We start from the raw sequence: 13,977 nt of genomic DNA on the forward strand, positions 1-13,977 counted from the left end.
TTAATTCTTTGCTCCTTCCTTTAGCTGCTGGTAAACTTAAATTACCACATTGATAATCTTACCAGGTACCACAATCATTTTCTTTGGTGCTTTACCTTCCAACCATTTTTGGACGATTTCATCTGCCAAAGCAGCTTTTTCGATATCCTCTTTTGAAAGTGATAAGTCCAAATTGAGTTTAGCTCTCATTTTTCCATTGATCATTACTGGGTATTCAAATGCGCTTTCTACAAGATAGCTTTCTTCAAACTTAGGGAAAGTCGTTTCTGTAATCGAGCCAGTATGTCCCAACAAGCTCCAAAGTTCTTCCGAAATATGTGGGGCATAAGGAGAAACCAAAACAGCCAATGGTTCCAGGATTGCTCGCTTGTTGCATTTCAAAGCAGTCAGTTCATTCACGCAGATCATAAAGCTTGAAACTGAAGTATTAAAGGAGAAGTTTGCCATATCCTCTTCCATCTTCTTGATAGCTTTGTGAAGGGCTTTGTATTCTTCTTTGCTTGGTTCTGCATCAGAAACCTGAAACTCCCCAGAAGCTGCATGATATAGATTCCAAAGCTTTCTCAAGAATTTGAAAACTCCGTCAATTCCGTTAGTATTCCAAGGTTTGAATTGCTCCAAAGGACCCAAGAACATCTCGTATAATCTTAAAGTATCTGCACCATATTTTTCAATGATGTCATCTGGGTTGACCACATTGTATTTTGATTTGGACATCTTCTCCACCTCAGAACCGCAGATATATTTCCCGTCTTCCAAGATGAATTCAGCATCTGCCAAATCAGGTCTCCATGCTTTGAATTTCTCCAAATTCAGCTGGTCATTGTAAACGATATTCACGTCTACATGCATCGCAAACGTGTCGTATTGATCTTTTAATCCATAGCTCACGAATTGGTTGCTGCCTTTCACTCGGTAAACAAAGTTCGATCTTCCTTGGATCATTCCCTGATTGATCATCTTTTGGAATGGCTCGTCAATGCTGACTGCTCCTATATCATACAAGAACTTGGTCCAGAATCTTGAGTATAATAAGTGTCCAGTTGCATGTTCGGATCCACCGATGTACAAGTCTACAGCACCCCAATAATCTGTTTTCGCTTTGTCGGCAAATTCAGTCTCATTTTTTGGATCGGTGTATCGGAAGAAATACCAGCTTGATCCTGCCCAGCCCGGCATGGTACTTCTTTCCAAAGGAAATTCACCTTCAGCAGTTTTGTAGTTCCAGTCACTAGCGCGAGCCAGTGGAGGTTCACCGTCTTCAGTAGGCAAATATTTATCCACCTCAGGCAAAACCAATGGCAAATCTTTTTCTTCTATTAAATAAGGCAAGCCATCTTTGAAATAAACTGGAAGTGGCTCTCCCCAATAGCGCTGACGAGTGAAAATCGCATCGCGCATTCTATACTGGATCTTACCTTTTCCGATGCCTTTTTCTTCCAAAAACTCGATGGCTTTGGTCATGGCATCTTTCATGTACAGATTGGAAATGAAGCCAGAATTGATGATCAAACCACCTTTTCCTGGGAATGATCCTTCTTCCATGGATCCTTCGATCACTTGTCGGATTTCCAATCCAAAATGCTTTGCAAAGTTGTAGTCACGCTCATCATGCGCTGGTACTGCCATTACTGCTCCAGTGCCGTATCCTGCCAAAACATAATCTGCCACCCAAATCTGGATTTCTTCTCCATTGAATGGGTTGATCGCATAAGATCCTGTGAAAGCTCCGGAAATGGTTTTAACATCACTCATTCGCTCTCTTTCGGAGCGGTTTTTGGCAACTTCGATATATGCCTCGGCAGTTTCTCTTTGATCCTCGGTAATTAGCGATGCCGCCAAATCTGATTCTGGTGCCAAAGCCAAATAGGTTACTCCATATATAGTATCTACTCGGGTTGTGAATACTTTGATCGTTTCATTAGAATCTTTTACCTGAAAAATCACTTCGGCTCCAATGGATTTTCCGATCCAGTTTCGCTGCATTTCTTTGATCGGTTCTGACCAATCAATTTTTTCTAAACCTTGTAATAATCTATCGGCATAAGCAGTGATTCTCATGGACCACTGCATCATTTTTTTACGCTCTACGGGATGTCCTCCTCTTTCAGAAAATCCATCTTTTACCTCATCATTGGAAAGTACCGTTCCCAAGGCAGCGCACCAGTTTACAGTAGTTTCTGCCAAGAATGTCAAGCGATATTTGAGCAACATTTCCTGCTTTTCCCGATCAGAAAAAGCATTCCATTCAGACGCTGAAAAAATAGGAGTTTCATCATCGCAAGCTGCATTGACTTTGGCGTTTCCTTCTTTTTCGAAGCGGGAAATCAAAGAATCTATGGACAAAGCTTTATCTGCATCATTGTCAAAGTAGCTGTTGAAAAGCTGCATGAAAATCCACTGAGTCCATTTGTAATAATCTGGATTGGAAGTTCGTACCTCTTTGCTCCAGTCAAATGCAAATCCAATATTTTTTAATTGCTCTGTATAGCGGGCGATGTTTTGTTCGGTAGTAATAGCTGGATGTTGTCCAGTTTGAATAGCGTATTGCTCAGCTGGTAATCCAAAGCTGTCGTAACCCATCGGGTGAAGGACGTTGAAACCTTTTAAAGCTTTGAACCTGCTGACAATATCTGAGGCGATATAACCTAGTGGATGGCCCACATGCAGTCCGGCACCAGAAGGGTAGGGAAACATGTCCAGAGAATAGAATTTTGGTTTATCTGGATTTACCTTGGCCTCAAAAGTTGAGTTTTCCTGCCAATAGGCTTGCCATTTTTTCTCGATTTCTCTGAAGGTGTACTCCGCCATGATTAAAGTTTTTGTGATTTTTTAGCTAAACGCCTGCAAAAATAGAAAATTTGACGGGGTTTGGAATGAAAATCCGCAAATCCTCCTGTGTAATAATTTTTAGAATTGATCAAGTTTTAGATTTAGACTCAGGACTTTTTAGTATTTTCAGACTCAACCTAACCACCAATTAAATGAAAAAATCTACCCTTTGGCGACAGGCAATTTTTGCTTGTGGCGCTATTCTGATTTCAAACTTTGCCTTAGCCCAAAAGAAATATTCTGCCAAACAAAAAGAAGCACTCAAAGCGGAAGTATCTCAATTGGTGCAGGAAGATGCCAAAATGAGCCAAGTGATGGTTGATAAGATTTTCAGTTTTGCTGAGCTAGGCTTTCAGGAAATCGAGTCGTCTAAATATCTTACTGGGATCCTTGAGGAAAATGGATTTACGATCGAAATGGGAGCTTCAGGAATTCCAACTGCTTGGTTTGCGAAATGGAGCAACGGGGAAGGTCCTGTCATAGCATTAGGTTCGGATGTAGATGATATTCCAAAAGCTTCTCAATATCCAGGAGTTGCTTACCATAAACCAATTATAGAAGGAGCCCCTGGTCATGGGGAAGGTCACAATGCCGGAATTCCATTGAATATCACGGCAGCTTTGGCAGTGAAGAAAATTATGGAGCGCGAAAATATTGGCGGAACTCTCATTTTATGGCCAGGAATTGCTGAAGAATTAGTGGCTTCCAAAGCTTGGTTTGTTAGAGATGGGCTTTTTGATGATATCGATATCTGTATTTTCACCCACGTAGGAAATAATCTAGGTGTGAGTTATGGTGCTTCTTCAGGAACAGGTTTGATTTCTGTTGAATATACTTTCTCAGGAGAAGCAGCGCATGCCGCAGGAGCACCCTGGAGAGGAAAAAGTGCCTTGGATGCAGCTGAGTTGATGAATGTTGGTTGGAATTATAGAAGAGAGCATTTAGATCCTTTGAAAAGATCGCATTCCATCTTTACAGATGGTGGAGATCAGCCAAATGTTGTGCCTTCTAAAGCATCTATCTGGTATTACTTTAGAGATGTTTCTTATGAAGGAATCATGGATATGTATGATGCAGCCAACAAAATGGCTGCTGGAGCAGCCATGATGACTGATACGGAAATGACTTCAAAAATTTTGGGAACGGCTTGGCCTCGTCATTTCAATAAGGTGATTGCTGAAAAGATGTATGCAAATATTTTGCAGGTTGGGCTACCGGAGTGGTCTGAAGAAGATCAAATGCTGGCAAAGGCGGTCCAAGAAGAAGTGGGTGCAACAAGAGCGGAGGGGCTTCCAACCAAATTAGATACACTGGGCCTCCCTGTGACTCGACCAGTTTCTGGAGGTTCTGATGATATTGGAGATGTTTCTTGGGTATTGCCTACTGTTACTTTAAGATTTCCTTCAAATATTCCAGGATTGCCAGGACACCATTGGGCAAATGCGATTGCGATGGCAACTCCTATTGCACATAAAGGAGTAACTGCTGGTGCAAAAGCAGAGGCAATGACAATTTTGGATTTCCTTTTGAATCCTGAATTAGTGGGTGAGGCTTGGGATTATTTTAAGAATGTACAGACAAAGGAGACGGAGTATAAACCAATGATTTCAGCCGAGGATGAAGCACCGATTTATCTTAATAAAAGTATTATGGACCAGTTCCGTCCTGCAATGGAGAAGTTTTATTATGACGAAACGAAATTTGATACCTATTTAGAGCAGTTGGGAGTAACTTATCCTACGCTTAAAAAATAAATTGATGGGTTGCAAGGATTGATCATAGATTTTCATTGCAACCCTTTTTTCAAATAAATGTGATGATTACAGTTCGAACTGCCTCTTTTTCTGAGCTTGATGAGGTTCATCGAATGATCCCTGAGTTCCCAGATCGTGTAGCTCATGGGTTTTATGAGCAGAATTTGAAGCATAGACTTTTTTTAGCTTTAGTGGCAGAGGTAAATCATGAGGTGGCTGGTTTTAAAGTGGCGTACCAAAGTGAATCGCCAGAAGTTTTGTATTCCTGGATGGGAGGAGTACTTCCAGAATTCAGGAAAACCGGAGTTGCCAATGCCTTGGCGGAATACCAAGAAAATTGGGCAAAGGAAAATGGATTTAAGCGGGTGTTTTTCAAAACAAGAAACCGCTTTCCCGCAATGATCAAGTTCGGACTTTCAAGAAATTTTAAAATTATCGAAGTACTTCAAAAAGGAGGGGTTCAAGATTATAGAATTGTGATGATGAAAGACCTTATGTAGTCTTTCCCTTTTACTTCAAAATAGCAACTTCCGATGCTTTGATTTTTTCCAAGGGAAAAACCCTTACCTTTGCAGCTGATTTTCACCAGCGGTTCAATTGCCCGCTTTAACAAAAATTCATGAAGACAGCAGAACTGATTGCAAAAGGCGAATCGCTTCCTATCATGGAGGCATTTTATACGATCCAGGGAGAAGGTAGATTCACAGGCTATCCCGCATATTTTATCCGGCTTGGAGGCTGTGATGTGGGATGTGTTTGGTGTGATGTCAAAGAATCCTGGGAAGCTGGAAAATGGCCAGTTCAATCCATTGAGAAAATCGTTTCTGAAGCAGAGAAATTCCCAGGTCGTTTGGCTGTGATCACTGGTGGCGAACCGTTGATGTATGATTTAGGTCCGTTGACTTCACTTTTGAAAGAAAAAGGATTTACTATTAATATTGAAACTTCTGGTGCCCATCCATTTTCTGGAGATTTTGATTGGGTATGTTTTTCTCCAAAAAAATTCAAAAAGCCACATTCTTCTATCTATTCAAAAGCCAACGAATTAAAAGTTGTTGTCTTTCATTCAAGTGATTTTGCGTTTGCGGAAGAGCATGCTAAGCTAGTGAAAAAAGACTGTGAATTACGAATACAACCGGAATGGAGTAAATCAGAAAAATTCACTCCTGAAATCATAAACTACACGAAAAGTCATCCAAATTGGAAAATTTCGCTGCAAACTCATAAATTTATGGACATACCCTAAGTCCATGAGGCGAATTTTCCTTGGAATTCTATTTTTATTCACATTTAGTCTGAGTTATGCTCAGACCTATTCTATCATTGATGGAAGGGCTATTAGATTTTTTAAGGAAGCAGAAGAGCTTACGCTTTCAAGGCAATACGATCAGGCAATAAAGAAATATCAAGATGCTATCGATAGGGAAGCGTCCTTTTTAGAAGCCTACGTCAAAATGTCACAGCTACTGATCACTCAAGGCAAGCTTGAAGAAGCAAAGTCAGTGGCGGAAGCAGGTAAAAAAAGATTGGCGGGCAAAAACGCTACCATCAAAAACGTAGCTGATTTTGGATGGCTATTTTCAAATCTTTATTTGAAAACTGGAGAATTTCAAAAAGCTTATGATGAGTTTAAAGCGGTAGACTCCTTATTTGAAGAGGATTTCAGGAATACAATCTATTACGTGGATATGAAATCTAAAATTGACTTTCTGGAATCACAATTAGGTAGATCAATGTCTATCGAAAAGGAAAAACTTGAAGATCCATTAAATGAGTTTCAACTCCAATATTTTCCTGTTTTAACCGCCGATGGGGAACAAATTCTATTTACCAAACGAGATGGAACAGGGAATTTTGACAAAGAAGATATTTTCACAGCCTTTGCAGAGCCAGATGGATCTTGGAACAAACCTGTCAGCATAGCCCAGACCATCAATTCCCAATACAATGAAGGCACCTGTTCTGTGACTGCGGATGGGAATATTCTGATTTACACTTCCTGTGATGCTCCGGACTCCGAAGGTAGCTGTGATTTATACATTGCCTATAAGGTAAATGGGAATTGGCAGCGACCAACGAACATGGGTAAAAAGGTCAATTCAAGGTCATGGGATTCGCAACCTTCATTATCAGCAGACGGTAGGATTCTGTTCTTCTCTTCCAATAGAAGAGGAGGGTATGGGGGAAATGATATTTGGTACAGTGTGCGCCAAAACGATGGGTCTTGGTCAGATGCAAAAAATCTTGGAAACGCAGTAAACACGGCCAAAGATGAAATTTCGCCTTTCATGTTTTTTAATAATGAAATCTTATTCTTTGCCTCAGATGGCCATCAAGGGTTTGGTGGGATGGATATTTTTCTTTCTCGGGTAAAAGGAGGCGAATTTTCCTCACCGGAAAATCTAGGCCTACCAATAAATGATCACCTAGATCAGGTCGCATTGTTTATTACAGCACAAAAGGATTATGCATATTTTACCGAATTAACATCTGGAGAAAATGGAAACGACCGCTCTCTCTTGTATAGATTTAAGTTTCCTGAATCCATCTATTTAGGAGAAAATCTCACAGTTACAGGAGGTAAGGTTTTCAATTCGAAAACTGGGGAACCAATCGATGCCACACTTTCCTTGGTGTCCTTGACAAACGATAGTACCCTTTATCAATTTAAAGCAGATGGGAAAACAGGGGATTTCATGATGTTGTATCCTGAAAAATCAATTTCTGGCCTATATGTCGAGAAGAAAGGTTTTTTACCCAAGATCTATAATGTGGAAAGAGATAAGCTTAAAAACGTGAAGGATTTGAATGTCGAGCTCGTGCCTGTAGCATCAGGTGAAGAATTTGTCTTTGAAAACATCTTCTTTGACTTTGATAAATATGCTTTGAAAGCTGAATCAATGTCCTCTTTAAAAAGATTAGTAAAGTTCCTCCAGGAGAACCCAAATGTCAATATTCTGATCACTGGTCATACTGATAATGTGGGATCACCTAGCTACAACCAGCAATTAAGTCTCCAGCGGGCAAAAAGCGTTCAGGAATACCTGGTAAAAGAAGGAATGCATCCAGCGCGAGTGCTTGTGGAAGGTAAGGGAGACAAAGAACCGGTTGTGCCAAACAACACTGCAGAAAATCAAGCTCTCAATAGAAGAATAACAGTCAAAGTCCTGTAATACCAGTGTTGAATTTATTGTTCTGAGGGCTTAATAATTCCTAGCTTTTTCTATAAGTTCATTTAAAGAATAAAACAATTCTTGATTTTTCTATACTTTATAAGTTACTGTTCTTTTTCTAATAAGTTATTCAAGAAGACTTCGGACTTCTTATATAAAATGCTTTAACTAATTTAGCTAAAACAATGTTTTATTCGGGTTATAATAGTTAAAATTCAAATTTTACCGATTGACTATATTTTTTTACCGCTCATTTAAGCCGTAAGGTTTTTTGAATTAATTTATATTGATCAAATTTCTACCCAGTTCCCGTAAAAAATGAATAGAAAGATTTTAAGTTTTTGGGCTTTTTCCAGAATAATGAAGTTCGAAAAAGAGTTCACGATAGGATCGATTCAATCTATGTTTTTCCTAAATGATTAAAAATCAATGATTTTTGTATTTTCAGTCACTCTTTTTTTTAAAATGAACCAAGAATGAGAATTGATGGGCTGAATATCATTTTTCTCGATGAATTATTAAATAAAGTGATAATTATGTAACTATTTTAATAATTAAATCTCTATTATATAGAATAATATATTGAAATAACTGATAATTAACATAATTTATATGTTTATTTCTAATAAACACATTATAAAAAGTAGTTACTATATATTAATAAAGACATAAAATTTTTTTTATTAGAAAAAGAAAAATTTTAAAAAAAAATCTAAGTCGCTAATATGAAATTAACTTTTGTTAACAATTAATTAACAGAACAAAAAGTGTTTAAAAATCATAAATATTGGGTTTTATTTTGACTTAAATAAATAGTCGAAATAAACATTGCCTTTTTCCACTTTTTGCAGGTTGCAATTAATTAAAAACTATTCCCTACTTTTTGTGTTTCATCCTTTATAGGTCTTTATTTAGTCCTATTTAACCAAAAAAATAAACCAAATATGAGGAAAGTTTTACTTCTTGGACTCATGCTGTTTTTGGGAAGCGCTATAGCGTTTGCTCAAAGTCGCGTGATTACGGGTACGGTTACTTCTACGGAAGACAACCTTGGAGTGCCTGGTGCAACTGTTCTGGTAAAAGGAACCACTATTGGTACTGCCACAGATCTTGATGGTAAGTATTCTATAAGTGTTCCTGCCGGCAACAATGTTTTGGTATTTACTTTTGTGGGTTTAAGTCCACAAGAAGTAACCATTGGCAATCGAACTACTATCGATGTTGCAATGGAGCCAGACATTCAATCTCTTTCAGAATTTGTAATTACTTCTTATGGTGATCAATCAAAAAGAGAAATTACTGGTGCAATTGCTTCAGTAAAAGGTGAAGTTTTTGAAAACCTACCAGTTCAATCTTTTGACCGTGCAATGCAAGGTCGAATTTCTGGTGTTCAGGTTACTTCAACTTCTGGACAGCCTGGTGGTACTTTGAACGTACGTATTAGAGGTGTTGGCTCAATCAACGCTGGTAATGATCCGCTTTACATCGTGGATGGTGTTCAAGTAAATAATGGAGGTCTATCTGGTCAGGGTTCTCAAAACGCTCTTGCTTCAATCAACCCAAATGATATCGAATCTATCGAAGTATTGAAGGATGCTGCTGCTGCTGCTATTTATGGAGCTCAGGCTGCAAACGGTGTTGTATTGATCAATACAAAAAAAGGTAAAAAAGGAAAGTCACAAGTTAAGGTGTCTGTTCAGGAAGGTATCGTTCAGCCTTTGAACCTTTATGATGTAATGGATGCTTCGCAGCTTGCTGGAATTAAAAGAGTAGCTTACCAAAATCGTGGTTTAGCAACTTCAGGTTCTGACGCAACTTATGGCAATCCTGAAGATCCAAATCTTCAATCCTATGATTGGTTAGACGCACTTTACAGAGAAGGTAGATTGAGTGTATATGATATCTCAGTTTCTGGTGGTGATGAAAAGACAACGTTCTTCCTTTCTGGATCTTACACGAAACAAGAAGGTCAGATTGAAATGTCTGATTACAATAGAGCAACTGGTCGTTTGAATGTAACACACAGACCAAACAAAAATTTAACAGTAGCTGCTAATCTTTCTTTGTCTTTCCAGAATACTAATGGATCGATTGATAGAGGTAATTTCGTGAATGGTCCATTCGTGGCAGGCTTCTCAGCTCGTCCAAATGTTCCAATCTACAATGAAGATGGTTCTTTCGCTCCATATCCTTCTAATCACTTATTTGGTTACAACATTGTACAAGGTGTATTCGAAGAATTGAGAAGTGGTAAGACTGTTCAAACAGTTTCAAATCTTCAGTTGAATTATCAGTTTGCTCCTTGGTTGAGCTTCACATCTTATTTTGGTCTTGATTTCTCTGATAACGCTGATATCAACAATAGACCATCTACAATCCCAGTTTTCTCTTCCTATGGTGGAGCTTCTGTATTTACAGCTAGAAGAAATACAAACTTCAATACCAACCACAACTTTAATTTCAATAAGAAATTTAATGATGTGCATACAGTATCAGGTATTTTAGGTTTTGAATACAAAGGGTCTCAGTCTGATACACAATCTGCAACTGGTAGAGGGTTCCCTAATCCAACTTTGATTTATTTGAATAACGCAGCTACACCTTTTGCAGTAGGAAGTTCTTACACTGAATACAAAAGAGCTGGTTTCTTTGGTCAGGCAAAGTATGATTACGATGATCGTTATACTGCTGACATAACTGTAAGGAGAGATGGTCACTCTAGATTTGGATCCCAAAACAGATGGGGTACTTTCTATGCAGCTTCTGCTGGTTGGAGATTGTCTTCAGAAGCATTCCTTGAGAATGTTACTTGGTTAGATAACTTAAGAGTAAGAGCTTCTTACGGTATCACAGGTAACTCTGATATCGCTAACTTTGCTTCAAGAACTCTTGTTGGTTCTTCAGGACAGTATTTGGGCCAAGGTGGATTAGACTTGAGCCAATTGGGTAACGACTTATTGACTTGGGAAGAATCAGAAACCATCAACCTTGGTTTTGATGCAACCATATTCAATGGTAGAATTATTACAACAGTAGATTTCTGGAGAAAAAATTCTAACAACCTATTGTTCGATACTCCTCTTCCAACAGATTCAGGTTTTGGTTCAATCACTAGAAACACTGGAGAAGTAAGAAATCAAGGTATTGATATTGATGTACAAACTGTAAACGTTGTAGCTGGAAAATTCCAGTGGAGTACAGGTTTCAATATCACATTCCTAGAGAATGAATTGATTGAATTATATGATGGATTAGATAGAATTGGTAATAATTTGATCGTTGGAAAACCAATTTCATTCTTCTACACTAACAAATATCTTGGTGTTAACCCTGCTAATGGTCGTGCAATGTATGATGATGGAACTGGAACAGGTAACTTTACTTATGTAACAGGACAAAATACACTTGATTACAGAGGTAGCACTTTACCTTCTAGCTACGGTGGTCTTTCTAATACTTTCTCATATGGTCCATTGACTCTTGAGGTATTCTTCCAATATCAGTTCGGTAACCTTGCTACTAATTCAGATCTATACAACTTGGCAAACTGGGGTTCCGGAACTGGAAACTTACTTGTAAGCCAATTAGATTATTGGAAGCAGCCAGGTGATGTTACAACTGTTGGTAGACCTTACGAAGGTGGTCAAGAGCCAGGAACTTCAAACGTAAACACTTTCTCTACTCGATTGATCAGTGATGGTGGATATGTTCGATTGAAGCAAGTGACTTTGAATTACACTTTAGGTTCAGCTGCAGCTAGCAAAATTGGTATGGCAAGTGCATCCTTATTTGTTCAAGGCTTGAACTTGGCAACATTTACCAAGTATAATGGAATTGATCCTGAGGCAAACTCAATTGGTAACACTTATGGTGCTTATCCAAATGCTCGTCAGATTTCTGCTGGTATCAACCTTAACTTCTAATTAGTAATAGGAATGAAAAATTATATAAAAATTATAGCGCTTGGTTCCGTTTTATCTCTGGCTTCATGCTCAGATTTATTGGAAACCGAGCCAAGACAAAGCTTAACCCCTGAGTCAGCATTAGCTGATGTTGATGGGTATGAGTCTGTATTAGCAGCTGCGTATGGCGGTGTAAGAGGTTTCGGTAATTATGGACAAACTTTGATGATTGCTCCTGAAATCATGGCTGATAACCTACGAATCATTGCAAACACTGGCCGATATATTGGTCAGGAAGTGAATGCTGATCGTGCGCACATGGGACTTTGGGGAAATTATGGATCCATCAACCAAACCAATATCGTAATCGCCGGTATCGATGAAATCGAAGGTGATGCTACTAGAAAAAATAGAATTAAAGGGGAAGCATTGTTCCTGAGATCTATTTACTATTTCGATATGGCAAAAGTTTATGGTTACGAGCCAGGTAAAGAAGTAAATGGATGGGACAAATCTGTTATTCTTCGCACAACTCCAACATTAGGTTTTTCTGATGCGGATTTCCGCGAAAGAGTAACTAATAGAGCGTTATATGATCAAATTGAGTCTGATCTTACCACTGCAATTGGCTTATTGCCGACAGCAGGTTTAGGGTCTGCAGGTGTTTACCGAGTGACAAAAGGCGCTGCTGAAGCGTTATTGGCAAGAGTTTATTTATATGACTCTAAATTCACTGAGGCTGCAGCTATGGCTTCTCAGGCTATGGCCACTTTTGGTCTTACTAACGATGGAACTGGTCTTGCAACTCCAGCTAATTATGTGGATGCTTTCTCAACTTATCCTAACCCAGAATCTCTTTTTGAGGTAGAGATTAGATCAGTTGATTGGTCCACTGTAGATGGTGTAAATAACTCTATGTGTACATTGACTGCTAACGTTTTCAATTCTGCACAATTTATCGTAACAGCTTCTGATGAATTACTTGCTACTTATGAAGATGGTGATGTTAGAAGAGATACTTGGGTTGAAACTACTAGATCAGGAGCAGCAGGAACTGTTTACAGATCTGCAAAATGGCTTGGGACGAAAGGTGATTTCTTAGAAAATCTTCCAATCATCCGTGCTGCAGAACTTTATTTAATCAGAGCTGAAGCTAGATATAGAACAAATGACGCTGCTGGTGCAAGATCCGATTTGAATGCTTTAAGAGGCAAAAGAGGACTAGCTGCAGTGGATGCTGGATTGTCTGGGGAAGCTTTATTCAATCAAATTTTGACTGAAAGAAGATTAGAATTTGCTTTAGAAGGTCATAGATGGTTCGATTTGAAGAGAAATGGTTTGACTATTACCAAGCATGGTGATAACGAACCTGTACCTTATTCTGATTACAGAATATTGGCTCCTCTTCCTCAAGGTGAGATTCAATTAAATGAGCTGTTGGTGGACAACCCAGGTTATAACTAAAACCGGAACAAAAAATGAAAAGTAATAAATTATATATTTTCCTTGCAATGATTGTCGCTACGTTGACAACCACTGCTTGTTTTGACGATCAAGGTTATGACACCTTGTATGATGGAAATCAAGTTGAGTTTAATGCAGCAAATCTTCCAAACGGTTTGACTCAGTCTTATGTAAGACAAAATCCAACACAAACTGATGTGTTGAATGTTCAAATCAACAGGGTTTCTGCATCAGGAGCAACAGCTATTACAGTTAATGTAGAAGCTGATCCTACCTCAACTGCAGTTGAAGGGGTTCATTATAGATTGGATTCTAAAACAGTTACTATTGGTGCAGGTGAATTCATTGCTAATTTACCAGTTACAGTTTTGACTGGAAATATTGATCCTTCTGAAACTCCAGATCTTGTACTTAATATCACTAGTGCAACAGGTGCTGAGGTATCTTCAAATTATGGATCAATTACAATTGGAATTCGAGTAATTTGTCCATCTGATCTAGCTGGTACTTGGAAGTTTGCCAATGGAAATGAAACAACTATTGTGAAAGTTGGTACTGGTTCCTACAGAATTGCCAATCTTAATGCTATGGGAGGTTACTATGGACAGCAATTTACGCTGGCTGGTAACTTTACTGACAACTGTAACAAGATTGAGCTTTTCGGAGATGAACCAACAAATGGAGTTGCATGGAGAGGATCAGGAGTTTATGATCCGGCTACAGAAACTATCACTTTTGAGTCTGTTACTGATGTGACCTATAATCCGGAATATTCCGTGACGAATGTGGTTATGACCAGACAATAAGAAAAAGATTTACTTTATAAAAAGGGGAGGGTTTACCTCCCTTTTT

Annotated in this window: 8 protein-coding genes; 7 read left to right on the top strand and 1 reads right to left on the bottom strand. The window is 38.6% G+C overall.

Annotated elements, in window-relative coordinates:
• Positions 1 to 36: 36 nt before the first annotated feature.
• Positions 37 to 2,811: a leucine--tRNA ligase gene (gene leuS / locus J0A69_RS17580; protein WP_206587921.1), complete on the bottom strand. Its 2,775-nt coding sequence runs from the start codon at positions 2,809 to 2,811 to the stop codon at positions 37 to 39.
• Positions 2,812 to 2,984: 173 nt separating this feature from the next.
• On the opposite strand from leuS, the gene J0A69_RS17585 reads away from it, so the two are divergent.
• The 7 genes from J0A69_RS17585 (at position 2,985) to J0A69_RS17615 (ending at position 13,931) form a co-directional block, all read left to right on the top strand.
• Entirely contained in the window at positions 2,985 to 4,586 is a 1,602-nt protein-coding gene (locus tag J0A69_RS17585; RefSeq protein WP_206587922.1) for an amidohydrolase, read from the top strand.
• A gap of 62 nt (positions 4,587 to 4,648) precedes the next feature.
• Positions 4,649 to 5,086: a GNAT family N-acetyltransferase gene (locus J0A69_RS17590; protein WP_206587923.1), complete on the top strand. Its 438-nt coding sequence runs from the start codon at positions 4,649 to 4,651 to the stop codon at positions 5,084 to 5,086.
• A 119-nt stretch (positions 5,087 to 5,205) separates the two neighbouring features.
• Positions 5,206 to 5,832 carry a 7-carboxy-7-deazaguanine synthase QueE gene (locus J0A69_RS17595; RefSeq protein ID WP_206587924.1) on the top strand — a complete coding sequence of 209 codons (627 nt, stop codon included), beginning with the start codon at positions 5,206 to 5,208 and terminating at the stop codon, positions 5,830 to 5,832.
• A 4-nt stretch (positions 5,833 to 5,836) separates the two neighbouring features.
• A complete protein-coding gene (locus J0A69_RS17600; RefSeq protein WP_206587925.1) occupies positions 5,837 to 7,759 on the top strand; it encodes an OmpA family protein in 1,923 nt (640 codons plus the stop codon).
• Between the two features lie 944 nt (positions 7,760 to 8,703).
• Complete coding sequence (locus J0A69_RS17605; protein ID WP_206587926.1) at positions 8,704 to 11,682, top strand: SusC/RagA family TonB-linked outer membrane protein; 2,979 nt, start codon at positions 8,704 to 8,706, stop codon at positions 11,680 to 11,682.
• 12 nt (positions 11,683 to 11,694) lie between these two features.
• A complete protein-coding gene (locus J0A69_RS17610) occupies positions 11,695 to 13,125 on the top strand; it encodes a RagB/SusD family nutrient uptake outer membrane protein (RefSeq protein ID WP_206587927.1) in 1,431 nt (476 codons plus the stop codon).
• A gap of 14 nt (positions 13,126 to 13,139) precedes the next feature.
• A complete protein-coding gene (locus J0A69_RS17615) occupies positions 13,140 to 13,931 on the top strand; it encodes a hypothetical protein (RefSeq protein WP_206587928.1) in 792 nt (263 codons plus the stop codon).
• Positions 13,932 to 13,977: the final 46 nt, after the last annotated feature.

This window comes from Algoriphagus pacificus (assembly GCF_017254845.1).
In the GTDB taxonomy this organism is placed as follows: Bacteria; Bacteroidota; Bacteroidia; order Cytophagales; family Cyclobacteriaceae; genus Algoriphagus; species Algoriphagus pacificus.

Coding starts and splice junctions, on each gene's coding strand:
- leuS (WP_206587921.1), bottom strand. CDS start 2,811: ATGGCGGAGTACACCTTCAGAGAAATCGAGAAAAAATGGCAAGCCTAT.
- J0A69_RS17585 (WP_206587922.1), top strand. CDS start 2,985: ATGAAAAAATCTACCCTTTGGCGACAGGCAATTTTTGCTTGTGGCGCT.
- J0A69_RS17590 (WP_206587923.1), top strand. CDS start 4,649: ATGATTACAGTTCGAACTGCCTCTTTTTCTGAGCTTGATGAGGTTCAT.
- J0A69_RS17595 (WP_206587924.1), top strand. CDS start 5,206: ATGAAGACAGCAGAACTGATTGCAAAAGGCGAATCGCTTCCTATCATG.
- J0A69_RS17600 (WP_206587925.1), top strand. CDS start 5,837: ATGAGGCGAATTTTCCTTGGAATTCTATTTTTATTCACATTTAGTCTG.
- J0A69_RS17605 (WP_206587926.1), top strand. CDS start 8,704: ATGAGGAAAGTTTTACTTCTTGGACTCATGCTGTTTTTGGGAAGCGCT.
- J0A69_RS17610 (WP_206587927.1), top strand. CDS start 11,695: ATGAAAAATTATATAAAAATTATAGCGCTTGGTTCCGTTTTATCTCTG.
- J0A69_RS17615 (WP_206587928.1), top strand. CDS start 13,140: ATGAAAAGTAATAAATTATATATTTTCCTTGCAATGATTGTCGCTACG.